The 24,197-nt window shown below is 62.7% G+C and carries 24 protein-coding genes; 13 read left to right on the forward strand and 11 right to left on the reverse strand.

Annotated features, from left to right (window positions below):
* Nucleotides 1-15: 15 nt before the first annotated feature.
* The 7 genes from ACTJLC_RS06295 to ACTJLC_RS06325 form a co-directional block, all read right to left on the reverse strand.
* On the reverse strand, nucleotides 16-789 hold the full coding sequence (locus ACTJLC_RS06295; RefSeq protein WP_073427398.1) for an outer membrane protein OmpK: 774 nt from the start codon (nucleotides 787-789) through the stop codon (nucleotides 16-18).
* A 417-nt stretch (nucleotides 790-1,206) separates the two neighbouring features.
* Nucleotides 1,207-2,031: a carbohydrate ABC transporter permease gene (locus ACTJLC_RS06300; RefSeq protein WP_310315578.1), complete on the reverse strand. Its 825-nt coding sequence runs from the start codon at nucleotides 2,029-2,031 to the stop codon at nucleotides 1,207-1,209.
* The gene (locus tag ACTJLC_RS06305) at nucleotides 2,031-2,909 is read right to left on the reverse strand and encodes a carbohydrate ABC transporter permease (protein ID WP_310315580.1); all 879 of its coding nucleotides are present in this window, start codon (nucleotides 2,907-2,909) and stop codon (nucleotides 2,031-2,033) included. The genes ACTJLC_RS06300 and ACTJLC_RS06305 overlap by 1 nt, the downstream gene beginning before the upstream one ends.
* A gap of 79 nt (nucleotides 2,910-2,988) precedes the next feature.
* Nucleotides 2,989-4,329, reverse strand: coding sequence for an ABC transporter substrate-binding protein (locus ACTJLC_RS06310; RefSeq protein WP_310315582.1), 1,341 nt, complete (start codon nucleotides 4,327-4,329; stop codon nucleotides 2,989-2,991).
* 34 nt (nucleotides 4,330-4,363) lie between these two features.
* Nucleotides 4,364-5,455, reverse strand: coding sequence for an ABC transporter ATP-binding protein (locus ACTJLC_RS06315; protein WP_310315584.1), 1,092 nt, complete (start codon nucleotides 5,453-5,455; stop codon nucleotides 4,364-4,366).
* Nucleotides 5,456-5,484: 29 nt separating this feature from the next.
* Nucleotides 5,485-6,231: a cytochrome b561 domain-containing protein gene (locus ACTJLC_RS06320; RefSeq protein ID WP_310315586.1), complete on the reverse strand. Its 747-nt coding sequence runs from the start codon at nucleotides 6,229-6,231 to the stop codon at nucleotides 5,485-5,487.
* Between the two features lie 400 nt (nucleotides 6,232-6,631).
* On the reverse strand, nucleotides 6,632-7,159 hold the full coding sequence (locus ACTJLC_RS06325) for a GNAT family N-acetyltransferase (RefSeq protein WP_310315588.1): 528 nt from the start codon (nucleotides 7,157-7,159) through the stop codon (nucleotides 6,632-6,634).
* Between the two features lie 129 nt (nucleotides 7,160-7,288).
* On the opposite strand from ACTJLC_RS06325, the gene ACTJLC_RS06330 reads away from it, so the two are divergent.
* Nucleotides 7,289-7,936: a VTT domain-containing protein gene (locus ACTJLC_RS06330; RefSeq protein WP_310315590.1), complete on the forward strand. Its 648-nt coding sequence runs from the start codon at nucleotides 7,289-7,291 to the stop codon at nucleotides 7,934-7,936.
* Between the two features lie 175 nt (nucleotides 7,937-8,111).
* Here ACTJLC_RS06330 and ACTJLC_RS06335 read toward each other — a convergent pair whose 3' ends face one another.
* Nucleotides 8,112-8,573 carry a VOC family protein gene (locus ACTJLC_RS06335; RefSeq protein ID WP_114164290.1) on the reverse strand — a complete coding sequence of 154 codons (462 nt, stop codon included), beginning with the start codon at nucleotides 8,571-8,573 and terminating at the stop codon, nucleotides 8,112-8,114.
* Between the two features lie 232 nt (nucleotides 8,574-8,805).
* On the opposite strand from ACTJLC_RS06335, the gene ACTJLC_RS06340 reads away from it, so the two are divergent.
* Nucleotides 8,806-9,948: a DUF3182 family protein gene (locus tag ACTJLC_RS06340; RefSeq protein WP_310315591.1), complete on the forward strand. Its 1,143-nt coding sequence runs from the start codon at nucleotides 8,806-8,808 to the stop codon at nucleotides 9,946-9,948.
* Nucleotides 9,945-10,721, forward strand: a complete 777-nt coding sequence (locus tag ACTJLC_RS06345; protein WP_073427390.1) for an alpha/beta hydrolase family protein — start codon at nucleotides 9,945-9,947, stop codon at nucleotides 10,719-10,721. Before ACTJLC_RS06340 ends, ACTJLC_RS06345 begins: the two co-directional genes overlap by 4 nt.
* A gap of 105 nt (nucleotides 10,722-10,826) precedes the next feature.
* Here the strand turns inward: ACTJLC_RS06345 and ACTJLC_RS06350 are convergent, their stop codons facing one another.
* On the reverse strand, nucleotides 10,827-12,350 hold the full coding sequence (locus ACTJLC_RS06350; RefSeq protein WP_310315593.1) for a CoA-acylating methylmalonate-semialdehyde dehydrogenase: 1,524 nt from the start codon (nucleotides 12,348-12,350) through the stop codon (nucleotides 10,827-10,829).
* A 332-nt stretch (nucleotides 12,351-12,682) separates the two neighbouring features.
* On the opposite strand from ACTJLC_RS06350, the gene ACTJLC_RS06355 reads away from it, so the two are divergent.
* A complete protein-coding gene (locus tag ACTJLC_RS06355) occupies nucleotides 12,683-14,089 on the forward strand; it encodes an MFS transporter (protein WP_244745384.1) in 1,407 nt (468 codons plus the stop codon).
* Nucleotides 14,090-14,161: 72 nt separating this feature from the next.
* On the opposite strand, the gene ACTJLC_RS06360 is transcribed toward ACTJLC_RS06355, so the two are convergent.
* A complete protein-coding gene (locus tag ACTJLC_RS06360) occupies nucleotides 14,162-15,241 on the reverse strand; it encodes a hypothetical protein (protein WP_310315595.1) in 1,080 nt (359 codons plus the stop codon).
* Nucleotides 15,242-15,514: 273 nt separating this feature from the next.
* On the opposite strand from ACTJLC_RS06360, the gene ACTJLC_RS06365 reads away from it, so the two are divergent.
* The 3 genes from ACTJLC_RS06365 to ACTJLC_RS06375 all read left to right on the forward strand — a co-directional run bounded on the left by ACTJLC_RS06365 (nucleotide 15,515) and on the right by ACTJLC_RS06375 (nucleotide 18,386).
* Nucleotides 15,515-16,420 (forward strand): LysR family transcriptional regulator, encoded by a 906-nt coding sequence (locus ACTJLC_RS06365; RefSeq protein WP_073427386.1) that lies wholly within the window; start codon nucleotides 15,515-15,517, stop codon nucleotides 16,418-16,420.
* 130 nt (nucleotides 16,421-16,550) lie between these two features.
* Complete coding sequence (locus ACTJLC_RS06370) at nucleotides 16,551-17,207, forward strand: HAD family hydrolase (protein WP_083081095.1); 657 nt, start codon at nucleotides 16,551-16,553, stop codon at nucleotides 17,205-17,207.
* A 24-nt stretch (nucleotides 17,208-17,231) separates the two neighbouring features.
* On the forward strand, nucleotides 17,232-18,386 hold the full coding sequence (locus ACTJLC_RS06375; RefSeq protein WP_310315596.1) for a DSD1 family PLP-dependent enzyme: 1,155 nt from the start codon (nucleotides 17,232-17,234) through the stop codon (nucleotides 18,384-18,386).
* A 31-nt stretch (nucleotides 18,387-18,417) separates the two neighbouring features.
* On the opposite strand, the gene hpaR is transcribed toward ACTJLC_RS06375, so the two are convergent.
* On the reverse strand, nucleotides 18,418-18,822 hold the full coding sequence (gene hpaR, locus ACTJLC_RS06380; RefSeq protein WP_073427477.1) for a homoprotocatechuate degradation operon regulator HpaR: 405 nt from the start codon (nucleotides 18,820-18,822) through the stop codon (nucleotides 18,418-18,420).
* Between the two features lie 180 nt (nucleotides 18,823-19,002).
* Between hpaR and ACTJLC_RS06385 the strand changes: the two genes are divergently transcribed.
* Genes ACTJLC_RS06385 through hpaH form a run of 6 tightly spaced genes read left to right on the forward strand, consistent with a single transcriptional unit; the run spans nucleotide 19,003 to nucleotide 24,197 of the window.
* Complete coding sequence (locus ACTJLC_RS06385; RefSeq protein ID WP_310315598.1) at nucleotides 19,003-19,776, forward strand: fumarylacetoacetate hydrolase family protein; 774 nt, start codon at nucleotides 19,003-19,005, stop codon at nucleotides 19,774-19,776.
* Nucleotides 19,773-20,531, forward strand: coding sequence for a fumarylacetoacetate hydrolase family protein (locus ACTJLC_RS06390; RefSeq protein WP_310128167.1), 759 nt, complete (start codon nucleotides 19,773-19,775; stop codon nucleotides 20,529-20,531). The genes ACTJLC_RS06385 and ACTJLC_RS06390 overlap by 4 nt, the downstream gene beginning before the upstream one ends.
* 25 nt (nucleotides 20,532-20,556) lie before the next feature.
* The gene (gene hpaE, locus ACTJLC_RS06395) at nucleotides 20,557-22,014 is read left to right on the forward strand and encodes a 5-carboxymethyl-2-hydroxymuconate semialdehyde dehydrogenase (protein ID WP_310315601.1); all 1,458 of its coding nucleotides are present in this window, start codon (nucleotides 20,557-20,559) and stop codon (nucleotides 22,012-22,014) included.
* 58 nt (nucleotides 22,015-22,072) lie between these two features.
* Entirely contained in the window at nucleotides 22,073-22,936 is an 864-nt protein-coding gene (hpaD, locus tag ACTJLC_RS06400) for a 3,4-dihydroxyphenylacetate 2,3-dioxygenase (RefSeq protein WP_244745389.1), read from the forward strand.
* Nucleotides 22,937-22,953: 17 nt separating this feature from the next.
* The gene (locus ACTJLC_RS06405) at nucleotides 22,954-23,352 is read left to right on the forward strand and encodes a 5-carboxymethyl-2-hydroxymuconate Delta-isomerase (protein WP_310315602.1); all 399 of its coding nucleotides are present in this window, start codon (nucleotides 22,954-22,956) and stop codon (nucleotides 23,350-23,352) included.
* Nucleotides 23,353-23,393: 41 nt separating this feature from the next.
* Nucleotides 23,394-24,197: a 2-oxo-hept-4-ene-1,7-dioate hydratase gene (gene hpaH / locus ACTJLC_RS06410; RefSeq protein WP_073427378.1), complete on the forward strand. Its 804-nt coding sequence runs from the start codon at nucleotides 23,394-23,396 to the stop codon at nucleotides 24,195-24,197.

The raw sequence follows: 24,197 nt of genomic DNA on the forward strand, positions 1-24,197 counted from the left end.
CGAATCATTCGGGCTTCAGTTGAAGCTGTATCTGATCAGCGCGCCATAGCTGAATTGATCGGTGGGGAAGTACTCCGTGCTCTGGATCTTGTACTTGTTCCTGATCGGATTCAGAACGATACCCAGCCACAAATGCCCGCCGGGCTGGCCCAATTCCTTGCCGAGGTCGTAGTGGAGTTCCGGTTTGAAATCGGTCGTCTCGGCCTGGCCGTGCAAACCGAAGGTATGGTCGAAAGTCCCGACAATCCGGAAATCGCCCAGTTTCGTCGAAAACGGGAAACCATAATCGATGTGAAGTCGCCGGTCATTCCAGCCCAGGCCGGGATTTCTTTCCCAGTAATAGATCGTGCGCAGCCAGCCGATCCAAGGAGCCTGCCAATCGATGCCGATGCCGGGAAAGTAGTTATAGCCCTGGTGCTCTGTCTTGGAGATCCATTGGGCAAACGTAATATCCTTGAACGGTCCCAGAGAGATATCCTTGCCCAACAGCTTGCCCAGGCTCAATCTCGGAACGAGCTTGTAATAGTAGGTCGTGGCGCCGCCGGCATAGTCGTTCTGCAGCGAGGTTTCGAAAATAGAATACGTGTAGAGATCACCAAAGCGATAGTCACCAAACGATTCAAAAATCGGCGAGAAGGTGGTTTTAGGATCGACCTTGTTGCCTCCCTGCAGATAGCCGCTCACGTCGAACGACTGGTAATTCACAAATCCCCCGGAATACGCAAACACAGACTGAGACGAGCCGATCGCCGCGAGAAGCAGACATGCGGTTGCAATAGTTTTAAACATGATAATTGGATCCGTGAAATTCGGATTTATAAGAGATCTTTTCTCAATGATTTGATTAAAGCGAATCCGTGAGAAACATCTGACAAGAACCGCCGGCCCGTTAGTTATTAGTGGTTATGCTCAACACGGCGCAAATGTACCGAGACATAAAAAACCACGCTTGCAAAAATCCGCATAAGGACTTGGACTGGTCACCCGGACCGGTGCCACGCGAAGCGCCTTTTTTACTTTTTTGGTGGCGCGGTCGGTGGCGCGGTCGGTGGCGCGATCGGTTACGTGCAGGCAGGCTGCGCCGGGCGATTTCAGCGCCGCTGTGTGGGCGCCTGCACGGCTCTGTTCGAACTGGCGTCCGTCAGACGCGCGAAGACCGGCGCGGGCGCGATCATCCAGCCTCGCGCCCGTGTTCCATTGCAATGCCTAACCCTTGACCGCCCCCGCAGTCAATCCGGTGATGATCTGGCGCGCGGCGACGAGCGTGAAAATGAGCGGGGGAATCGCAATCAGGCTTCCGAGCGCCATGATCTTTCCCCAGTCGACGCCTATGTCCGTGATGTAAAGCGACGTTGCAACGGGCAACGTGCGCGTTCCGCGGTCGGTCAGCACGAGTGCAAGAATGAATTCATTCCACGCGATGCGGAAAGTAAAAATGGCGGCGGCGGCAAGACCTGGCCGGATCAGCGGGAGAAATACCTTGTAGAAGGTCCCGATCGGCCCGCAACCATCGAGCGCGGCGGCTTCCTCCAGTTCAATCGGAATCTGAATGACGAAACCGTACAGCAGCCAGATAGTGAACGGCAGGTTCACCGCCACATACAACAGGATCAGACCTGAAAGGCTGTTCACCATGTTCCACCGGCTCCAGATCATGAACACCGGCAGTGCCAGTACCGCGAGCGGCACCGTGCGCAGCATCAGCGTCGCGTAGGCAACGGCGGTACGCCCCGGGAAACGGAAACGCGCCAGTCCATAAGCCGCCATGCAGCCGAGCAAAAGCGTAAGCGCCGTCGACACGACACCCACGATCAGGCTGTTTCCGAGGTAACGGGCGAAATTGTCCTCGCCGAGCACCGCGCGGTAGTTCTCCAGCGTCGGCGTGAACAGCAGATTCAAAGGCTCGCCGAATATCTGCGTCTGATTGCGCAGCGACGTGATGAAGATGAGTGCGATCGGCGCCACGCACAGACAGGCCAGGATCACCAGCGCGGTGTAGTGCAGGCCGATGAGCAACGGAGAGCGGCGCATTACATCTTCTCCTGTTTCAGCGGATTCGAAAAACGCAGCGCCACGCACGACAGGAGTGCGACGACCGCCAGCAACAGCACGGAAATCGCCGCGGCGGAGCCCAGGTTCTGGCTGACGAACGCGGCCTTGTAGATGTGCAGGGAAAGAATTTCCGTCGCATCACCCGGCCCGCCGAAGGTGAGAATGTAGATAACCTCGAGCACACGAAATGCGTCGATCACGCGCATCAACAGCGTGATCGCAATCACGTGAGCGACCATCGGCAGCTTGACCCGCCAGGTCATTTGCCACCACGTGGCGCCGTCGATACGCGACGCTTCGAGTACCGATCCATCGACACTGGCGAGGGCCGCAAGCATCATGATCAATACGAATGGCGTCCATTGCCAGATATCCGACACGACGATTGCAATGAAGGAGAGGCTGGGATCGGCCAGCCATGCGTGAGGCGCCATGCCGACGTGCTGCAGGATCGCATTGACGAAGCCAAACTGCGCGTCGAACAGATATCGCCACGTCAGGCCCACGGCAATCGGCGCAATCATCATGGGAAGAATGAACATGCTGCGGAAGAACGCCATTGCGCGCGCGGGCGCTTCGAGCAACAGCGCCAATGCGATGCCGAGGCTCATTTCGGCGGTGACGCAAACAAACGCAAACAGCAGTGTGACCCGCAACGAACTCCAGACGGCAGGGTCCGCAAAGGCTGTCCTGAAGTGACGAAGTCCGACCCAGTGCGCGTCGGCCCACGGCGTTCCCATCGACCAGTCGAAGAAACCTAGCTGAATGCCGGAGATCAAGGGATATAGACAGGCGGCGGCCGTGACGGCCGCCGCCGGGCCCACGTAAACCAACGGGACCCAGGAGGGCGTTCTCATGAAAGGAAATTCCGGTGACAGCGGCGCCGGTGATCGCATCCGATCGAAGGCTGCCTCTTGTATGGGGATATCTATCTGGTCAGGCCTTGTAGCCGGCGCTTCGCATGATCTCCAGTACTTTGGGGATCTCGCCGTTCAATGCCGCAGCCGGTGACGAAGCGCCAATCAGCGCGTTCGAAATGCCCACGCCGAGAGCCTGATCGACAATGGCGTCCCAAACGGGAATCATTGGCCGCCAGTCCGGATCGATGTATTTGATCTGTTCCCGCAATACGGCAAATTCGGGAAACTGCCGGGTCATCGCGGGGTCGGCTATCGTCGAGACCCGGCTGGGGCTACCGCCCGCACGGCAAACGGCTTTGTCCTGTTCTTTCGATGTGAGCCATTGAAGAAGAAGGAACGCCGCCTCGGCATTCCTCGAATTTCGCGGGATCGCGAGGCCAAGCCCGCCTGCTTCGCTCGAATAACGGCTGCCTTTGGGGTGAACCGCATACCCCACCTTGTCGCTGATTCTGGAGCGCGTCTTGTCCCGCACCGGACCGAAAATAGCGGTCGCGTCCAGGTACATCGCCGCCTGCCCTTCCAGGAAAGCGGTCATCATTTCCCCCTGACCGTAGCTCGGGATGCCCACCGGTCCTGTTTGCACGACATCCTGCAGAAACCTCAACGCCTTCACGCCGTTATCGTCGTTGAAGACCGGCGAAAAAACGCCGGACTTATAGTCAAACACTTTTCCGCCCAGCGGATTGAGGTGCAGCAGCCATGCTTGCAGACATTGGTGTCCAGCCTGTCCGCGCGAGGTCAATGCGCCGATCCGCGCCTTGTCCTTGATGACGTAAAGCAGTTTGTGAAGCTCGTCGTAGGTTTGCGGCACCTTCAGATCATATTGGCTGAAAACGTCACGCCGATAAGCCAGGATGGACGTCTCCGCGCCATAGGGGACGCCGTATAACCTGGCGCCAGGGCCGGACAGATATCCCTTCTCCCCGCCCACGAGCCCGATGTTCTCCACATAGGCCGGCACCATGTCCGCCATGTCGTAACCTGCGTCCGACAACTGTGGGTTCTTGAAGAATGGCGCAAGCTCGCGCAGCAGGTTCTTGTCGACGTACTCGGTTTTCCACGTGGCAATGTAGCTGATCAGATCGTAGTCGCCTTGAGGCTTCGACATTTCCAGCAATTGCTTGTCGCGCATGCGCAGCATCTGCATCTTGTCCAGTTCGACTTTGATGCCGGTCAGCGCGGTGAATTGAGGCAACAGCCTGATCATCGCCTCGTAGTGCGGATGCGATGGAATGCTCAGAACGAGCGACGTTCCCTTGTACTTCGCGAACCGATCCTGCGCGTGACTGCTGGAGATCGGAAGCCCTGCCGCGAACACCGAAAGTCCCGCGAGTTTTACGAATTCCCTGCGTTGCACGATTGTCTCCTGAATGGTGCTGGATGCGTTGCCGTCAATGTCCCAGGCGTTGCATGGTGGCCGTGTCGAATAGATGCAGTGCCTGCGGATCGAAACCGATGCCGACGGTCTGGTGCGCGAGCGCATGACAATCGCCGGGGGCGACCACGGTGAGCCGCACGCGCGGATCGGTCGCGAGACGGCCAACCAGCACGCTTTCCGTGCCGAGGTACTCGACCACGTCGACGATCAGTCTCAACGAATGCGCGCCACCCGTGAGCTGCAGCGCTTGTGGCCGCAAGCCGAGCGTGATGTCGCGCCCCGCTTCCAATGCGGTTTGCAGCCGCGCGGCGGGTACCTGAAACTGGAACCCCGTGCCGGCCAGCGTGAGCGCACCGTCATGAACTTCCACGCGCGCGGGAATCAGATTCATCGTCGGCGTGCCGATAAAGCTCGCCACGAACAGATTGGCCGGCTTTGAAAAGACTTCGGCGGGTGTGCCGATCTGCTGAATCCTTCCCTTGTCGAAGATGACGATGCGTGAAGCGAGCGTCATGGCTTCGACCTGGTCGTGCGTCACGTAGACCGTCGTCTTTCCGAGGCGCTCATGCAACAGCGCGAGTTCCGCGCGCATATGGCCGCGCAACTTGGCGTCGAGATTCGAGAGCGGCTCATCGAAGAGAAATACTTCCGGCTCGCGCACGATGGCCCGACCGATCGCAACGCGCTGTCGCTGGCCGCCCGATAGCTCCCTGGGCTTGCGTGACAGCAGCTTTTCGATATTCAGTGTTTTGGCAGCGGCATTGACCAGGGTTTCGATGTCCGAGTCGGACCGCCCCGCAAGGCGCAATGCAAACGACAGGTTTTGCGCGACGTCCATGTGCGGGTACAACGCATAGTTCTGAAACACCATGGCAATGTCGCGCTTCGCTGGTGCAACCCGCGTCACATCACGGCCAGCAATGTGGATCTGGCCTTCGGTCACCGACTCGAGACCCGCGATCATGCGCAATGTGGTGGATTTCCCGCAGCCGGATTCGCCCAGCAGCACGACGAACTCGCCTTCGTCGATCCGCAGATCCAGATGCTCGACCACCGTTGTCGCACCAAAGCGCTTGACGACCTGGCGCAGTTCAAGTCCTGACATGAAGTCTCCGTATGTTGATGTCGTTTGATTCAGTCGTGTCGCGGCGTGCGCCAACGGCGCTCCCATGACCGCGCCGAATAGCGGCGTATGCCCCATCCGATCGATCGGCGCCTATTTCCTGGATGAACCTCGTCGGGTCCCCAGATCGCCTGGTAGGTATCGATGCATCGGCCTTGCCGCTGCCAGCGAACCGCAAGCGCGCCGAGCAGGCAGAACCATGACGCGAGCACGACCGCCATCCAGCGCGGCGCGTCCGCCGCATACAGACCTGTCGCCGCCGCGAAGAGCGCAGCCAGAATCGCGCTCGTGCCGAGTATCTTGTGAATGAGTTCGAACGCGACGCGGCGCGGCGTCATATCGTAGTGATCGCCTCGAAAGGAATCGCCGGAACGCTGGTTTCCGCGACGCGGATCGTTGGGACCACCCTTGGTTCCGCGCACCATCCCGCCGGCAATCTGCAGCCAGCCCGCCGCACCGATGCACCATCCCAAGGTTCCATGCGCCCTCGCAAGCGATGAAGCGCCGGGTGCGTTGCGCCATGCGAGGACAAGGCCAGCGGTCATCAGCAGCACGCCTGCCCATTGAAGCGTCTGGTGCGCGCGCCACCATGTCTTGTTGTCGAGTTCGGCGGGCCACGACTGATGTGGCAGGACTTTGAAATATCGCGCCGCGAGGACACCGGCAGGCAGCAACACAGCCCAGCTAAGCACCATCAGTCGTCCATGCCAGGCGACCCAGGTCGCGACGTGATGTTCGCCGGCGCCTGATAGCGGCATGAGAAGCCAGGTAAAGACACTGTGCATGCTATGCCCTGTAGGCGGGTGCGATGGGTGCGAACGGATTCGCCGTCACCTGCGGCCCTTGCGCGGTTCGCAGACGTCGTAGCGAGACCGTTCCTTCAAACAGACGGCGCCGACACCGGTTCAATTCCGCAAAGACGCATTCTTGTTCTTGGTTCACGCTCGACGTTCTTTTCTTTATCGTCGCGGCGTGGTCTCGATTGGGTGCAGATTATGGGCACCCACTCGATTGCCAACTATTGAAAGTTATGAATAGGGTGATTGCCGGCGGTTATACGAAGGAAAATGAGAGGTGAAGCGTGTGCAGTTGTAATAAAGCTGAAGCGGTGCGCCGCCTGTTTTCAGTCATTGGATGCGAACGCGCGCTCGTCGAACCTCACGCCAGATCGCGCCGCATGAACACGCGTTTCGATTCGTCGAGTCCGCACGCGATATGCGCTTCGCGCCGCGCGATCAGCGCCGCGTCGAGTTCGGCTGGCTCGATGTCGCGAAAGCCGAGCCGCCGATAGTACGGCGCATTCCACGGCACCGCGCGATACGTCGACAGCGTGAGTTGCATCGCCCGTCGCGCACGCGCGAGTTGCGCGACCTGCTCGATCAGCGCCGCGCCGATGCGCCGCCCGGCATGCGCGGTGAGCACGTCCAACTCCTGCACGTAGAAGCACGCCGGCTGCGGCTCGAACATCACGAATCCGACGCATGTTTGATCGGCTTCCACGGCGACGATGATTTCGCGCGCGGCGATCTTGCGCTCGACGAGTTCCAGCGGCATGGGCGGCGCATCGGCAATACCCGTCATGCCGACGCTGACGAAACGCAGACCCGCCTCGAATTCGATCGCACGGATCACGGCCGCATCGTGCGGCTCGGCAAAACGGAAGGTGACGGCGTGGGCGCGTTGCATGAGCGTTTCCTACGTTCGTTTATTCAAGGGCATGCCGCGATATTGACATCGGCCGCGCGAAATAAACAAGCGCCCAACGCCGCCACGGCACTAAACTCCTGAGCATCGGTATTTCCCTTTCGAGCCACGATGGACCTGACGCATCTTCTGCAGATCGCCCTGCACTTCGACCAGCACCTGAGCGGCCTGACCGCCGAATACGGCGCCGTCGTTTACGCGATGCTGTTTCTCGTCGTATTCGTGGAGATCGGTTTTCTGCCGCTCTTTTTCCTGCCTGGCGATCCGCTGATTTTCATCTGCGGCGCGCTCGCCGCCACCGGCGCGCTGAACGTCTGGTTCGTGGTTCCGGTGCTGTTCGCCGCCACGGTGGCCGGTAGCATCGTCGACTATGCAATCGGCCGCGCGATCGGCGAAAAGGTCTATACCGCCGACTATCGCTGGCTCGACAAGAATGCGCTGCGCAAGGCGCACGCGTTTTACGAAGCGCGCGGCGGCCTGACGTTTCTGCTGTCGCCGTTCATCGCCGTGGTGCGAACCTTCGCGCCGTTCGTCGCCGGCGTTTCACGCATGACGTTCACGCGTTTCGTGTCGTTCGTCACCGCCGGAGCGGCGCTGTGGATCGTCTCGCTGGTCGCGGCGGGTTATCTGTTCGGCAACGTGCCGCTGGTGCGCGATCACATGAGTTCGATCGTGCTGCTGGGCGTCTCGCTCGGCGTCGGTTCGTTGCTCGTCAGCGCCGTGTGGCGCTTCGTCAACCGGCGCATGCGCGCTCACTGATTCGCAGGGTCATGACAGCGTTATCCGCCTTGCTGGCTTTCGCGCCGGCGCTGATCGTCGCGGCCGGCACACCCGTCCCCGCATCGCCGCGCGGGTCGCGCGCGTGCTGACCAACGCCACGCCGCGATAAGCCGGGCCGCGCTGTGTCATCGGCGCATGACCGGCTCACCGCTGCTTACACCCAGCCTTCGATCTTCAGGCCGCTCGCGCGCTCGGCTTCCTCGCGCGACACGCTGCGCACCGTTTGGCCGAAGCTCCAGATGTGCCCTTCAGGATCGCGGGCGGCGTAGACGCGGTCGCCGTAAAACTGATCGGCCGGCTCGCGCGTGATGATCGCGCCCGCGGCGCGCGCCTTCGCGCAGTGTTCGTCGATGCCCTCGCGCAATTGCACGTGTACCGACTGCGTGTTCTTGCCGCCGATCGAAGCGGGACTGGCCGAGTCGTCGGACCATTCGCCGGCGATCATCACGTAGCTGTCGCCAAAGCGCATCTCCGAATGGGCCAATCGGCCGTCGCTATCCGTGATGACCATCCGGCGCTCGAAGCCGAATGCTTTTTCGAGCCAGTCGAGCGCGGCGAACGGGTCCCGGTAGTACACCGCCGAACCCAGCGACGGACGATGAAGCGAATCGCTCATGCTTGTCTCCTTTGTAAGCCTTCACGTCGATATTTAACACCGCGGTTAAGCGGATCGACAAGGCGGAATGATGTGGCCGCGGCGGCCCCGTTCGGTCCGATCGTTCATCCGCGTATCCACGCAGCCAGGAAGCTGTTTGTCGGCACGACGTTTGCGTAATGAAAGCAACGCGGCATGCCGGCGCTCGGCGCGCGGTGTCGCGGCAGCCTATCGTTCGCATCGGGAGCGCGACATGGACGCATCAGCGGCTTCTGCATTACCCGCGCCACCGCCGGTCCCTATCGTGCTGGTGTACAGCCAGGGCCGCAAAGCGGCGGGCGGCGGTCACGAACTCGACACCCAATGGGAGCTTGCCCGGCAGATCGCCGAACTGAAAGGCGCGCAACTTGCTGGCAACGTCGATGACGCGTGCATCGCTTCGGCGGACCGCTACCTGGTCCCCGACGACACGTTGACGGTGGATGAAGCGCGCAAGCTGGGCGTCGCGTCGGAGCGCGATCTGTACGGCGGCGTGGTGCCGTATCCGTTCGTCGCGACGAAGCTGATCGCGCACGAATTGCCGCCGGGCGCGCGGCATGCGCCGCACGGCTGGTCACGTGAATTCAGCGAGCAGGTTCGCGGACTCGTGCTGCCGGGCTACGCGGCGTTCTCGCGGGACGACGCGCTCGACGCCGCCGCGTTGCTGTGGCCGGGCGGGCGGGTGCGCATCAAGCGGCCTTACGGCATCGGCGGCGCGGGGCAAGCGCTCGTGGAAACCGGCGAGCAGCTCGCCGCCGAACTCGACGACATCGGCGACGCCGCGTTGCAGGCCGAGGGCGTCGTCGTCGAACGGCATCTGGAGAACATCGAGACGCTGAGTGTCGGCCGCATCACGCTCGACGGCCTGGTGGCGAGCTATCACGGCGTGCAGAGACTGACGGTCAACAACCACGGTCATCATGTGTACGGCGGCTCGGACCTCGTCGTCGTGCGCGGCGATTTCGACGCGCTCGCGCGTCTCGACATGGCGGACGACGTTCGAGAGGCCATTGCCCGGGCGCGCGCGTTCGATGCCTGCGTGCAAAAGTACTACGCCGGCTTCTACGCGTCGCGGCGCAACTACGACGTGGGCTGGGGCGCCGACGCGAACGGCACGCACTATTGCGGCGTGCTCGAACAGTCGTGGCGGCTGGGCGGCGCGAGCGGCGCGGAAATCGGCGCGCTGCGCGTGCTCCAGGCGGACCGCAACGCGCACACGGTGCGGGCGTCGACGTGGGAAATCTATGGCGCGCACGCCGAGGTGCCCGCGGACGCGTGCCTGATCTATCACGGCACCGATCCGCAGGCGGGCGAAATCACGAAGTTTTATACGGTAGACGGGAGTAGCGAAACATGACGGCGGACAGATACCGCGTGCAAATACCCATCGAAACCGGTCATCTCGACGCGACCATCCTCGCGCCGAAGACGACCGTGCCAGGCGTGCTCTTCGTGCATGGCTGGGGCGGCAATCAGGACCAGTATCTGGAACGCGCGCGGCAGGCCGCTGCGCTCGGCTGCGTGTGCCTCACGTTCGACCTGACCGGGCACGCGCGCACACGCAGCGAGCAGGAGACGGTCACGCGCGAAACCAACCTCAACGATCTGCTGGCCGCCTACGACACGTTGGCGAAGCATCCGCTGATCGACCGCAATTCGATCGCGGTGATCGGCAGCAGTTACGGCGGCTACCTCGCGAGCATTCTTACCTCGCTGCGGCCGGTGCGCTGGCTCGGCATGCGCGTGCCCGCCCTGTATCTCGACGAAGGCTGGAACATTCCGAAGCGCGCGCTGCACGTCAAGCATGACATCGTCGCTTATAGAAAGCGCATCGTGGCCTCCGGCGAGAATCGCGCGTTGCGCGCCGCGGCGGCATTCAAGGGCGACGTGCTGCTGGTCGAGTCGGAGCGCGATCAGTTCGTGCCGCACACGGTAATCGCCAGCTATCTACAGGCGTTCCTGAGCGCGCATTCGTTGACCTACCGGATCATCGACGGCGCGGATCATGGACTGAGCGACGAAGGCAGTCAGCGTGCGTACACGGCGCTCGTCGTGACGTGGCTCGGCGAGATGATCGGCGGCTTGCGAGCAGGCAGCCGGGGCGAAGCAGCGAACCCGCCGATTCGGTGAGGCGGCTCGGGCGGCATCGACTTGCCGCGCGGCGAGCCGCTGGCCGCTGGTTCGGTACAGCGCTATGGGCCACTCCAGGCCGCCATGAGTCCGCTATACGCCGCCTTACTTCGCCACCGGCATCGTGAATTCGGCGCCCTTCGCGATGCTGTCCGGCCAGCGCTGCATGATGCTCTTGTAGCGCGTGTAGAAGCGGATGCCTTCTTCGCCGTAAGCGTGGTGGTCGCCGAACAGCGAGCGCTTCCAGCCGCCGAACGAGTGCCAGGCCATCGGCACCGGAATCGGCACGTTGATGCCGACCATGCCCACCTGGATCTGCCGGCCGAACGCACGCGCCACGCCGCCGTCGGACGTGAAAAGCGACACGCCGTTGCCGAACTCGTGCGCGTTGATCAACTCCACCGCGCTCGCGAAATCGGGCACCCGCACCACCGCCAGCACCGGGCCGAAAATCTCTTCCTTGTAGATCTTCATGTGCGTGCCGACCTGGTCGAACAGCGTGCCGCCGATGAAGAAGCCCTCTTCGCTCGCCACCGGATGCGCGCGGCCGTCGACGATCAGCTTCGCCCCTTCCGCCACGCCCGACGCGATATAACCGGCCACCTTGGCCTTATGTTCGGCGGTCACCAACGGCCCCATCTCGGCGTCGAGGTGTTCGCCATTCTTGATCAGCAGCGATTCGACGCGCGGCACCAGCTTCTCGATCAACCGATCGGCGACGTTGCCGACCGCCACCGCCACCGAGATCGCCATGCAGCGCTCGCCCGCCGAACCGTAGGCCGCGCCGATCAACGCATCGACCGCCTGGTCCAGATCGGCGTCAGGCATCACCACCAGATGATTCTTCGCGCCGCCGAGCGCCTGCACGCGCTTGCCACGCTTCGACGCTTCCGTATGAATATATTCGGCGATCGGCGTCGAGCCAACGAACGACAGCGCGGCGACGTCAGGATGATCGATCAGCGCATCGACGGCCACCTTGTCGCCGTTCACGACGTTGAACACGCCGTCCGGCAAGCCGGCTTCCTTGAGCAATTCGGCGAGGCGCAGCGACGCGGACGGATCGCGTTCCGACGGCTTCAACACGAAGGTGTTGCCGCAGGCGAGCGCGACCGGGAACATCCACATCGGCACCATCACCGGGAAATTGAACGGCGTGATGCCCGCGACCACGCCGAGCGGCTGACGCAGATTCCAGTTGTCGATGCCGCCGCCGATCTGGTCGGTGAAGTCGGTCTTGAGCAGATTCGGAATGCCGCACGCGAACTCGACCACTTCGATGCCGCGCACCACTTCGCCTTGCGCGTCCGTGAACACCTTGCCGTGTTCGCGCGTGATCAGCATCGCCAGTTCGTCGTGATGCTGATTGAGCAATTCCTTGAACCTGAACAGAATGCGGGCGCGCTTGAGCGGCGCGGTTTCGCTCCAGGCCGGAAAAGCCGCCCTGGCGGCCTTGACCGCCGCGTCCACTTCCTCGACCGACGCGAGCGCCACCGAACCGCTCACCTGGCCGGTGGCGGGATTGAACACGTCCTTGAAGCGGCCGCTCGCCGGCGCGGCGGGCGCGCCGCCGATGTAGTGGCCCAACTGCTGCACAGTCAGCTTCGCTTGTTCGTTCGCTACATTCATTTCCTTACCTCGTTCGGGATCGACGCGTCAGCACCGCGCCGTAAGCAGGAAGATCGGGCCGCGCCGCACGGCGCGGTATGCAAGGCCGCGCGCTCGCCGGCGGGCTCCGTCAAGACCCGCCAACTGTATCGACGGTGCCCGTCATATTCCCGATACAGCGCAATAAAACCGCGCCTCGCTGTATTGTTTTTCGCCTGACAACTGTATTGGTCGGTGAACCCGGCGCGGCCCGCCTACTCCCCGTAAGTCCTGGCTTGCAAAGTTTCGCTTTAAGGACGCCAATGAAGTCGCCTTGAAAGCTGCTCGAAAACAGTTCCGTTCAGGAGGCAATGATGGAAACGAACGCATCGGCAGACGGCCGCGAGCATCGCTCGCAGACCCGCAAAGCCACCGCCAGCGGCTGGATCGGCTCGGCGCTCGAATACTACGATTTCTTCATCTACGCGCAAGCGGCCGCTCTCATCTTTCCGCAGTTGTTCTTTCCGTCGGGCAATCCAAAGATCGCGATCGTCGCGTCGCTCGCCACCTATGGCGTCGGCTACGTCGCGCGGCCGATCGGCGCGTTCGTGCTCGGGCATTGGGGCGACACCCACGGCCGCAAGAACGTGCTGCTGCTTTGCATGTTCATGATGGGGTTTTCGACCATGGCGGTCGGCCTGCTGCCCACCTATCAGCAGGCCGGCCTGCTGGCGCCCGCGATGCTGGTGGTGCTTCGTCTGATCCAGGGCTTTGCCGTCGCGGGCGAAATCTCCGGCGCGAGTTCGATGATTCTCGAACACGCGCCGTTCGGACGACGCGGCTATTACGCCAGCTTCACGCTGCAAGGCGTGCAGGCCGGCCAGATTCTCGCCGCGGCCGTGTTCCTGCCGCTCGCCTATTACATGGAGGAAAGCTCGTTCAATTCGTGGGGCTGGCGCGTGCCGTTCCTGCTGAGCGCGCTGGTGCTGGTTGCCGGCTACATCATTCGCCGCGAGGTGCAGGAAACGCCGGTGTTCAGGAAAGAAGACGCCACCGGCGCCGTGCCCAAGTCGCCGATCGCCGAGGCCTTCCGCTACAACCTGCCGGATATGCTGCGGGTGGTCGGCTGCTCGCTGATGAACGTGATTCCCGTGGTCGCCACCATTTTCGGCGCGGCGTATGCGGTGCAGGCGTCGTACGGCATCGGCTTTTCGAAGAGCGTGTATCTGTGGATTCCGGTGATCGGCAACATCGTCGCGGTGCTGGTGATTCCGTTCGTGGGCAATCTGTCGGACCGGATCGGCCGGCGCTTGCCGATCATCGTCGGGGCGCTCGGCGCCGGACTGCTCTCGTTCGCTTACCTGTACGCGATCAGCATTCGCAACGTGCCGCTGGCGATCGTGATATCGATCCTCATGTGGGGCGTCATTTACCAGGGTTATAACGCCACGTTTCCGAGCTTCTATCCCGAACTGTTCCCGAGCCGTTCACGCGTCTCCGCGATGGCGATCGGCCAGAACATCGGCACGACTATCACCGCTTTACTCCCGGCGTTGTTCGCTTACGTCGCGCCGCCCGGATCGCACAACATTCCGCTGACCGTCGGCGCGATTACCTTCGGCATCACCATTCTCGCGGCGGTGACGGCATGGAGCGCGCGGGAAAATTATCGCGTCAGGCTGAGCGACCTGGGCGAACCCAACGCGGTGCCGATCGACAAGGAAAGCTATGAACTGCAGCGCGCGCAGACCATTGCCGAAGCGAAGAAAGCGGTTGCCTGACGGCAGCGGGCGGCGATGCATCGCGATGACCGTCGATGCGTTCACCGCCTTCGCAGTGTTCGCGGCAAGCAGCTAGCGCCATTGCTCGGTCAGTTCGTTGGCGAGCACCATCTTCTCGCGGATCAGTTCGGCAAAGGCCGTGTCCGCGCCGCCGTGCGTCTTGAGGAATTTCAGCGCGGCGGAGTGCACGGCGCGCATCGAGCGACCGTCGATGCCGGCCATGCGCGGCGCGCTGCGTTTGGTCTCCTCGACCAGATCGCGGGCGCTCGCGAAGTCCGGCGACAAGCCCGTTTGCGCATCGAATTCGGCGCGCAAAGCAGCCGCGTAGTCGCGCGACTGCCCAAGCCGGTCGACGTCGATCAGCAGATCGACACCCTCGGCCATGCGCAGCGCGCAGAGAATCCATAGCGCAATGAAAGCCCGATACGCGTTGTTGCCTTCGGCCGTGCGGGCATATTGCTCGCATGCCATCGCGTAGGCGTCCTCCGATGAGGGCGCGACCGGTGGCAAGCTCACGCCGCAAACCTCGATAGCCTGCCTGACCAACGGCTCCGACTGGTTCAAGCCCAGCACGCGAAACGGCGCGGCCACGAAGAACGGATTGCTCCACTGCTGGTTGAGCAGCCACCCCGAAGCGAACTGCGACGCGGGATTTCGCAACACGCTCACATGGAGCGCCTCGGGAAACGCGCGCTTGAGCCACGGCAAGCGGCCCGATGAACGGCAAAACTTCAAGACCGGCACCTTGCCCTGCTCGACGGAGCGCTCACACAGATTGCACAAATAGCCTTGCAACGCGGGAAATTCCGCATCCGGCTCGCGGCCGAAACGATCGGTGCCGAAGCGCTTTCTGTATCCGGCGACACCGCGCGCGCCCTCCTGCAGATACGGGCGGTACTCGTCGAAATACGGCGCGGCGAGCGGCGGATGCCCCGAGGTCAGCGTGGGACGAACAGCGGAAACATCGGCGAAGCTCAGGTCGGCGAGCACATTGCTCAACGGTTCGTAAAAGCCGGTCACCGTCTCGAGCGCGCGCAGACGCGACCAGATCCACGTGCCGGCGCTGCGCCAGCCGGCATGCAGAAATACGCCCTGTTTCAGGGCACTTTCGCTTGCGGTGTCATCCTGCCGTTGTGATGGATCATTCGACATACGGGTCACCTTTTTGCGCGATCGAGAGGCCGCGCAACGGTCGATTTGAAAACGGCATGGGACTTCTCTTCAAGTTAAAGCAACGACTGCCCGCCTCGATGCAGAAGCCCACACTCTAGCGGTTCAGGCTGTCGACTGCGTTACAAAAGCCATCACTTTACCTTGCGCCGACGCACCGCATTCCTCGACGCGAGCGAGGTGACATACGGTGGACTGGAACCGCGCACCCAAACGCTTTAAGCTCCCAGACTCACGAACTCAAACGCCGCTGACATGAACGATTCGGCTGATATCCGCTTCCTGCTGACGATCCGCGAAAGCGGCAGCCTGATCGCCGCGGCGAGAAAACTGGGGCTGTCGCCCTCGGCGGTGACCCAGCGCCTTCAGCAACTCGAAAAGAAGCTGGGCGCGCAACTCGTGAATCGCACGGCGCGCCGCTTGCAGTTCACGGAAGAAGGCGCGCTGCTATGCGAGCGCGGCGCCGAACTCGTCCAGCAGTTCGATTCATTGTTCGAAGACGTGCAGACGCGCCGTGGCGGCCTGGTCGGCACGTTGAAAATCAATGGCCCGCTGGGCTTCGGACGGCGCCACCTCGCACCTGCCATTGCCGACTTCCAGCAGCAGAACCCGGATATCGACGTGGCGCTCACGCTGTCCGACCAGCCTTTGACGGACACCATGGATCGCTTCGACATCGTCGTGCATATCGGCGAGTTGCCGGCCTCCAACCGCGTCGGTTACGCGATTGCCCCGAATGCGCGATTCGTCTGCGCGGCGCCGGCGCTCGTCAAGCGCCTTGGCGCGCCGGAATCGCCGGATGAATTGAGCAAACTGCCCTGCATCGTGCTGCGCGAGAACAACGAGGACGTCTCGCTGTGGCAATTCAGCAAGGGCAGAACGCGCCGCAGCGTGCGCGTGTCCGCGCATTTGAGTTGCAACGACGGCGACGTGATCCGCCAGTGGGCGTGCGAAGGCCGCGGCGTGATTCTGCGCTCGGAATGGGATGTCGCCGACGACATCGCGCGAGGCCGGCTGGTGCGCTTGTTGCCCGGATGGAAGGCGCCGGATGCCAACGTCATGGCGCTCACGCATCAACGGGCGGGGCTGCCGGCGCGTACCCGTCACTTCATGCAGTATTTACAGGCCAGATTCAGACCGCTGCCGCCGTGGCGGCGATGATATTTTCATGGCGCACCTCGCATGCAAATTGCTCTATTCAGTTCGATTGAATCTATGAATCAGGCTGGCTGAACGCTGCATCGGCGGTGAAACCCTATAATCGAAGCACCGTCCACCGCCGGTCCAGATCATGACTTCCGCCGCCGTCCCCGCTGCCTATCCCAAGGCTGTCCTGTTCGACCTGCTGACCGCCCTGCTCGATTCATGGTCGTCGTGGAATCGCGCCGCAGGTTCCGAGCAGGCGGGTCGCGCGTGGCGCGCCGCGTATTTGCGCCTGACCTATGGCTGCGGCCGCTACATTGCGTATGAACAATTGGTGCGCAACGCGGCCGAAAAAGTCGGCCTGCCGGAATCCGCCGCGTTCACGCTCGAAGCGGACTGGCTGGAACTCGCGCCGTGGCCTCGCGCCCTGGAAACACTGCAGGCGCTCAAGCCGCATTGCAAACTGGCGGTCGTCACCAACTGCTCCGCGCGCCTCGGCAAGCAGGCGGCCGATCTCTTGCCGATCGGCTGGGACGCAATCGTTACCGCCGAAGAAGCCGGCGTGTACAAACCGAACCCGTTGCCGTACCGGCTCGCGCTCGAAAAACTCGGCGTGCAAGCCCACGAAGCCGCATTCGTGGCCGGCTCCAGCTACGACATGTTCGGCACCGCCGCCGTCGGCTTGCGGACGTATTGGCACAACCACGTCGGTCTGCCGCTCGTGACGGGCGCGCAGTCGCCGGAAATCGAGTCGCCGACGCTCGACTCGCTGGTGCCGTGGCTCAGCCGCTTCGGCGCGCTCTAAAACCCTTCCGTTCTCAGCGAAAGCATGAAACTCGACCATATCGATACCCCAGCCGCGCTAATCGACATCGCCCGCATGCAGAAGAATATCGCGCGGATGCAGGGGCGCATGAACGCCTTGGGCGTCGCGTTCCGTCCGCATGTGAAAACCACCAAATGTATCGACGTGGTGCGCGCGCAGATCGCCGCCGGCGCACGCGGCATCACGGTCTCGACATTGAAGGAAGCGGAGGCGTTCTTCGCCGCGGGCGTCGACGACATTCTCTACGCGGTCAGCATCGTCCCCGCAAAGTTGCCGCGAGCGTTGGCGCTGCGCCGCCAGGGCTGCGACCTCAAGCTGGTGGTGGACAACCCCACTGCAGCGGCGGCCGTCGCCGCATTCGGCGACCAGCACGGCGAAACCTTCGAGGTGTGGATCGAGGTGGACACCGACGGGCACCGCTCGGGCATCACGCCGGAACAGGACACGTTGCTCGAAGTCGGCCGGATTCTGCATGACAACGGCGTAACTGTTGGCGGCGTGATGACTCACGCGGGCTCCAGCTACGAACTGCATACGCCGCAGGCGCTCGCCGCGCTCGCGGAGCAGGAACGCGCCGGCTGCGTGCGCGCGGCGCAACGCTTGCGCGATGCGGGCATTCCGTGCCCGGCCGTCAGTGTCGGCTCGACGCCCACCGCGCTCGCGGTCGGGCAACTGGAAGGCGTCACCGAAGTGCGGGCGGGCGTGTACGTGTTCTTCGATCTGGTCATGCACAACGTGGGCGTGTGCGCGCTCGAAGACATCGCGCTCAGCGTGCTCGCCACCGTGATCGGCCACCAGGCGGATAAAGGCTGGGCGATTCTCGACGCGGGCTGGATGGCGATGAGCCGCGATCGCGGCACGTCGAGGCAATCGCACGATTTCGGCTACGGCCAGCCGTGTTTGCTGAATGGCACGCCGCTTGCCGGTTACGTGGTGAGCGGCGCCAATCAGGAGCATGGGATTCTTTCATTAACGTCATCATCGGCGACCGGTGACGAAGGCGGCCATGCCGACGACATCGCGCAACGCTTTCCCATCGGCATGAAACTGCGCATTCTGCCGAATCACGCCTGCGCCACCGGCGCGCAATTTCCCGAATATCACGCCGTTTCGCCGGAAGGCAACAGCGTGGAATGGCGGCGCTTTCAGGGCTGGTGAGCGGCTTCGCCGCCAGGGAACACGCGTTTCCTTAATCCTCTGCCTCTAGGCCGGCCAGCAGATCGTCGACTGCGCGGTACACGCGCTCGACGACCTCCGGCCCCACCTTGCGCTCCAGCGCGCGATAGTGCGCTTCGAGATCCTTCGAAATCACGCGCACCAGGTCCACGCTCGTATCGGTGAGCGACACCAGCACGCGGCGCTGGTCTTCCGCGAAACGCTCCTTCGTGACCAGATCCATGCTCTCCATGCGCGCGAGCACGCCGGCCATGCTCGGGCTCGAAATCGTGCAGATGTCGGAAATATGACGCGGCTCCATCGGGCCGTGTTCGTTGAGCGCGCGAATCACGCGCCATTGCTGCTCGGTGAGTCCGTGCGCGGTAATCAATGGACGGAACCGCTCCATCATTTTTTCCCGGGCGCGCAACAGCAGCATCGGCAGATTGCGGTGCAAAACTCGTTTGGAGGCGTGAGCGGACATATCGGAAGATAAGTAAAAGGCAACCGTCGAAGCGCAAGGGAAAACCCGCGATCAGCCGACAGACTATTGACCGTGGATGATATCAAGCGCAATACTACTAGCATGTTAGTAGTTTATCAAAGAGACAGCCGAGTCATGTTCGCACTTGCCGACCACCTGCTGCATCCCGAGGGCACCGCCTTGCCGTGCGACGTGGATGCGAACGCCGTGGCCGCGCTGCTCGCACGCGGCATTGCTTGCCGCGCGCCGGTGAACGGCGCTGTCTACGGAACCTTGCTGAACGACCGTGCCGCGCTGAACGCACTAGGCGATGCGCTGCATGCGCCGCCATATAAAGCGCCGCCGCAAGCGCCCGTGCTGTATCTGAAGCCGCGCAACACGCTCGCCGGGCATCGCGCGCGCGTCGTCGTGCCGGACGATGCACTCGGCGTGGAAGTCGGCGCTTCGCTGGGCATCGTGATCGGCCGCACGGCAACGAGGCTGAGCGTGGCGCGTGCGTTCGATTACATCGCGGGCTATACGCTGGTCGCCGATCTGAGTGTGCCGCATGCCAGCGTGTATCGTCCTTCGGTGCGATTCCGCGCACGCGACGGCTTTTGCGTGATCGGGCCGGCGTTGGTTGCCGCGCGTCATGTTCCCGCGCCCGACGATCTCGCGATCAAGGTTTCGCTCAATGGACGCGAGATCTTCGCGGCGAGCACGGCGTCGTCGGTGCGCAAGGTGGCGCAATTGCTCGCGGACGTGACCGATTTCATGACCCTTGGCGCAGGCGATGTCATCACGCTGGGCGTGCCCTACGGATCACCCGTCGCCCATATCGGCGACACGGCCACGCTGTCCATTGGCACATGGCCGCCCCTCGACGTGTCGTTTATCGACGCACGGGAACAAGCCGGAGAACAGCCATGATGCGCGGCCGCGTCGCATATGCCGGCGCGATTCACGAAGCCTCGCCCGACGCCAACGGCGTACGCCTCGCCGACGGCCGCGTGCGTCGCGAGGATGAGCTCGTGTGGCTCGCGCCGATCGAAGTCGGCACGATCTTCGCGCTCGGCCTGAACTACGCCGAGCACGCAAAGGAATTGCAGTTCACGAAGCAGGAAGAGCCGCTCGTGTTCCTCAAGGGACCGGGCACGGTCATCGGTCACCGCGGCGTCACGCGCCGCCCCGCCGATGTCGCGTTCATGCATTACGAGTGCGAACTCGCCGTCGTGATCGGGCGAACGGCGCAGGACGTCAAGCGCGAAAACGCCATGCGGCACGTGGCCGGCTACATGATCGCGAACGACTACGCGATCCGCGACTACCTGGAAAACTACTACCGCCCCAACCTTCGCGTGAAGAATCGCGACGGCGGCACGGTGCTGGGTCCCTGGTTCGTGGACGCGGCGGATATCGAGAACGTCACGCAACTGGAATTGCGCACCTTCGTGAACGGCACATTGCAGCAGCGCGGCAATACGCGCGATCTCGTCACGGATATCCCGGCGCTGATCGAATACCTGAGCAGCTTCATGACGCTCGCGCCCGGCGACGTGATCCTGACCGGCACGCCGGAAGGCATCGTCAACGTGAATGCGGGCGATGAAGTGGTCTGCGAGATCGACGGCCTGGGCCGTCTCGTCAATACGATTGCATCCGACGCGGACTTCGGCCGCGTTTGATCGAGGCTGAAAAAAGGACAAGGCAATGCGAATCGAACATCTGATCAACGGCAAATCGAGCATTGCGCGTGACTACTTCGAGACCGTCGATCCGGCCACGCAAGAGGTGCTTGCCGAAGTCGCGCGCGGCGGCGCGGAAGAAGTCGACGCCGCGGTGCGCGCGGCCAAGGACGCGTTTCCCGCGTGGGCCGGCAAACCCGCGGTTGAGCGCGCCAAGCTGGTGCGCAAGCTCGGCGAACTGATCACGAACAACGTGCCGGAGATCTCGGAGACTGAAACGAAGGACACCGGCCAGACCATCTCGCAGACCCGCAAGCAACTCGTGCCGCGCGCCGCCGACAACTTCAGCTACTTCGCCGAGATGTGCACGCGCGTCGACGGCCACACGTATCCCACCGATACGCATCTGAACTACACGCTGTTTCATCCGGTCGGCGTGTGCGCGCTGATTTCGCCGTGGAACGTGCCGTTCATGACGGCCACGTGGAAGGTCGCGCCCTGCCTCGCATTCGGCAATACGGCCGTGTTGAAGATGAGCGAGCTGTCGCCGCTCACCGCGTCGATGCTCGGCGATCTCGCGCTCGAAGCCGGCATTCCGGCCGGCGTGCTGAATGTCGTGCACGGCTTCGGCAAGGAAACCGGCGAGCCGCTGGTGGCGCATCCCGATGTGCATGCGGTGTCGTTCACCGGATCCACCGCCACCGGCAACCGCATCGTGCAAAGCGCGGGCCTGAAGAAGTTTTCGATGGAACTCGGCGGCAAGTCGCCGTTCGTGATTTTCGACGACGCCGATTTCGAACGCGCGCTCGACGCCGCCGTGTTCATGATCTTCTCGAACAACGGCGAACGCTGCACGGCGGGCTCGCGCATTCTGGTGCAGCGCTCGATTTACGCACGCTTTGCCGCGCGTTTCATCGAACGCGCGAAGCGCCTGGCGGTGGGCGATCCGCTCGCCGACGGCACCATCGTCGGACCGATGATCAGCCAGGGGCATCTGGCGAAAGTGCGCAGCTATATCGAGCTGGGTCCCAAAGAAGGCGCGACGCTCGCCTGTGGCGGCCTCGATATGCCGGACTTGCCCGAAGCCATGCGCAAGGGCAACTTCGTTGCGCCAACTGTATTCGTCGACGTCGACAACCGCATGCGAATCGCGCAGGAAGAAATCTTCGGCCCGGTCGCCTGCCTGATTCCATTCGACGACGAAGCCGATGCGATCAAGCTCGCCAACGACATCGCCTACGGCCTGTCGAGCTACATCTGGACCGAGAACACGGGCCGCGCGCATCGCGTCGCCGCCGCCGTCGAAGCGGGCATGTGTTTCGTCAACAGTCAGAACGTGCGCGATCTGCGTCAGCCGTTCGGCGGCACGAAGGCATCGGGCGTGGGCCGCGAAGGCGGCACGTGGAGCTATGAAGTGTTCCTCGAACCGAAGAACGTATGCGTGTCGCTCGGCTCGCATCACATTCCGCGTTGGGGCGTCTGAACCTCTGTTCGACGCGCGAGCGCATCTCGCCTCGCGCCACACAAAGAAGGAGACCGCGATGGGCAAACTAGCGTTGGCAGCAAAAGTGACTCACGTCCCGTCGCTGTATCTTTCCGAACTCGACGGTCCGCACAAAGGTTGCCGCCAGGCCGCGATCGACGGTCATCATGAAATCGGCCGGCGTTGCCGCGAACTGGGCGTGGATACGATCGTCGTATTCGACGTGCACTGGCTGGTGAACAGCGAATACCACATCAATTGCGCACCGAAGTTCGAAGGCGTCTACACGAGCAATGAATTGCCGCACTTCATCAAGAACATGGCCTACGCGTATCCCGGCAATGTCGAACTCGGCAATCTGATCGCGGAAGTCGCCAACGAAATGGGCGTGAAAAGCCGCGCGCACAGCGAGACCACGCTCGATCTGGAGTACGGCACGCTGGTGCCGATGCGCTATATGAACAGCGACCAGCACTTCAAAGCGGTCTCGGTCGCGGGCTGGTGCATGTGGCACGACCTCGCGACTAGCGCGCGTTTCGGTCTCGCGGTGCGCAAGGCGATCGAGGAGCGTTACGACGGCACCGTGGCGATTCTGGCGAGCGGTTCGTTGAGCCACCATTTCGCCGACAATGGCACCGCCGAGCAATTCATGCACAAGGTTTGGAGCCCGTTCCTCGAATTGATGGATCGCAAGGTGGTCGATCTCTGGGAAGCCGGCGACTGGAAAACCTTCTGCGAGATGCTGCCGCTCTACAACGAGAAATGCTGGGGCGAAGGCGGCATGCACGACACCGCGATGCTGCTCGGCGCGCTCGGCTGGGACCGTTACGACGGCAAGGTGGAAGTCGTCACGCCGTATTTCGGCAGTTCGGGCACCGGCCAGATCAACGCGATCTTTCCGGTTACGCCCCTGCCCGCCTGAGTTTTGAGGAGTTCAACGTGCCGCATTTGACCTTGGAATACAGCGCCAATCTTGCCGGCGAGGAAAGCATCGGCGAATTATGCAAGACGCTGGCTCACTGCCTGGGCGCGCAGCGCGAGAATGAGCAGCATGTTTATCCGCTCGGCGGCATCCGCGTGCGCGCGTTGCGCTGCGAGCAGTACTGCATCGCCGACGGCCGGCCCGACGCCGCGTTCCTGCACGCGAACCTGAAGATCGCCGCGGGCCGCTCGCAAGCCGTTAAAAAAGCGACCGGCGACGCGTTATTCGAGTTGATCAAGCAGCACTTCGCCGCCGATTTCGAACAACGGGGCCTCGCGTTATCGCTCGAACTCAATGAATTCAGCGAAGCCGGCACGTGGAAGCACAACAATCTGCACGCGCGGCTCAAGGCATAGCGCCCAGCCGAGCCGATGCAGCGGCTCATGGAGACCTCAACATGCTAGACGAACAGACCATCCGCGAGCTTGCGGCGCAACTCGATAACGCCGAGAAAACCCGCACGCAACTGCGTCACTTCTCCGCCGCGTACCCGCACATGACCGTCGAGGACGGCTACGCGATTCAACGCGAATGGGTCAAGCTCAAGCTGGCCGAGGGTCACGTGATCAAGGGCCGCAAGATCGGCCTCACGTCGCGCGCCATGCAGCGTTCGTCGCAGATCGACGAACCCGACTATGCGCCGCTGCTCGACAGCATGTTCATCGAAAGCGGCCAGGACATTCGCGCGGACCGCTTCATCGCGCCGCGCGTGGAAGTGGAACTCGCGTTCATCTTGAGCAAGCCGCTGAAGGGCCCCGGCGTCACGCTGTTCGACGTGCTCGACGCCACGGCTTACGTCAGCCCCGCCGTGGAGATCATCGACGCGCGCATCGAACAGTTCGACCGCGAAACGAAAGCGCCGCGCAAGGTCTACGACACGATCTCGGACTTCGCGGCCAATGCGGGCATCGTTCTGGGCGGCCGTCCCGTGCGGCCGCTCGACGTCGATCTGCGCTGGGTCGGCGCGTTGCTGTACAAGAACGGCGCGGTGGAGGAAAGCGGTCTCGCGGCCGCGGTGCTGAATCATCCCGCCACCGGCGTCGCCTGGCTCGCCAACAAGATCGCCCGATACGACGAAGCGCTGAACGCGAACGACGTGATCCTGAGCGGCTCGTTCACGAGCCCGATTCCCGCGCGAGCCGGCGACACGTTTCATGTCGACTACGGTCCATTGGGCGGCATCGGTTTGAATTTCATTTGA

This window comes from Paraburkholderia sp. 22099, from assembly GCF_052045835.1.
In the GTDB taxonomy this organism is placed as follows: Bacteria; Pseudomonadota; Gammaproteobacteria; order Burkholderiales; family Burkholderiaceae; genus Paraburkholderia; species Paraburkholderia terricola.

Excerpts from the sequence above, each read along its gene's own strand:
- ACTJLC_RS06295 (WP_073427398.1), bottom strand. The coding sequence starts at position 789 with ATGTTTAAAACTATTGCAACCGCATGTCTGCTTCTCGCGGCGATCGGC.
- ACTJLC_RS06300 (WP_310315578.1), bottom strand. The coding sequence starts at position 2,031 with ATGCGCCGCTCTCCGTTGCTCATCGGCCTGCACTACACCGCGCTGGTG.
- ACTJLC_RS06305 (WP_310315580.1), bottom strand. The coding sequence starts at position 2,909 with ATGAGAACGCCCTCCTGGGTCCCGTTGGTTTACGTGGGCCCGGCGGCG.
- ACTJLC_RS06315 (WP_310315584.1), bottom strand. The coding sequence starts at position 5,455 with ATGTCAGGACTTGAACTGCGCCAGGTCGTCAAGCGCTTTGGTGCGACA.
- ACTJLC_RS06320 (WP_310315586.1), bottom strand. The coding sequence starts at position 6,231 with ATGCCGCTATCAGGCGCCGGCGAACATCACGTCGCGACCTGGGTCGCC.
- ACTJLC_RS06325 (WP_310315588.1), bottom strand. The coding sequence starts at position 7,159 with ATGCAACGCGCCCACGCCGTCACCTTCCGTTTTGCCGAGCCGCACGAT.
- ACTJLC_RS06330 (WP_310315590.1), top strand. The coding sequence starts at position 7,289 with ATGGACCTGACGCATCTTCTGCAGATCGCCCTGCACTTCGACCAGCAC.
- ACTJLC_RS06335 (WP_114164290.1), bottom strand. The coding sequence starts at position 8,573 with ATGAGCGATTCGCTTCATCGTCCGTCGCTGGGTTCGGCGGTGTACTAC.
- ACTJLC_RS06340 (WP_310315591.1), top strand. The coding sequence starts at position 8,806 with ATGGACGCATCAGCGGCTTCTGCATTACCCGCGCCACCGCCGGTCCCT.
- ACTJLC_RS06345 (WP_073427390.1), top strand. The coding sequence starts at position 9,945 with ATGACGGCGGACAGATACCGCGTGCAAATACCCATCGAAACCGGTCAT.
- ACTJLC_RS06350 (WP_310315593.1), bottom strand. The coding sequence starts at position 12,350 with ATGAATGTAGCGAACGAACAAGCGAAGCTGACTGTGCAGCAGTTGGGC.
- ACTJLC_RS06355 (WP_244745384.1), top strand. The coding sequence starts at position 12,683 with ATGGAAACGAACGCATCGGCAGACGGCCGCGAGCATCGCTCGCAGACC.
- ACTJLC_RS06360 (WP_310315595.1), bottom strand. The coding sequence starts at position 15,241 with ATGTCGAATGATCCATCACAACGGCAGGATGACACCGCAAGCGAAAGT.
- ACTJLC_RS06365 (WP_073427386.1), top strand. The coding sequence starts at position 15,515 with ATGAACGATTCGGCTGATATCCGCTTCCTGCTGACGATCCGCGAAAGC.
- ACTJLC_RS06370 (WP_083081095.1), top strand. The coding sequence starts at position 16,551 with ATGACTTCCGCCGCCGTCCCCGCTGCCTATCCCAAGGCTGTCCTGTTC.
- ACTJLC_RS06375 (WP_310315596.1), top strand. The coding sequence starts at position 17,232 with ATGAAACTCGACCATATCGATACCCCAGCCGCGCTAATCGACATCGCC.
- hpaR (WP_073427477.1), bottom strand. The coding sequence starts at position 18,822 with ATGCTGCTGTTGCGCGCCCGGGAAAAAATGATGGAGCGGTTCCGTCCA.
- ACTJLC_RS06385 (WP_310315598.1), top strand. The coding sequence starts at position 19,003 with ATGTTCGCACTTGCCGACCACCTGCTGCATCCCGAGGGCACCGCCTTG.
- ACTJLC_RS06390 (WP_310128167.1), top strand. The coding sequence starts at position 19,773 with ATGATGCGCGGCCGCGTCGCATATGCCGGCGCGATTCACGAAGCCTCG.
- hpaE (WP_310315601.1), top strand. The coding sequence starts at position 20,557 with ATGCGAATCGAACATCTGATCAACGGCAAATCGAGCATTGCGCGTGAC.
- hpaD (WP_244745389.1), top strand. The coding sequence starts at position 22,073 with ATGGGCAAACTAGCGTTGGCAGCAAAAGTGACTCACGTCCCGTCGCTG.
- hpaH (WP_073427378.1), top strand. The coding sequence starts at position 23,394 with ATGCTAGACGAACAGACCATCCGCGAGCTTGCGGCGCAACTCGATAAC.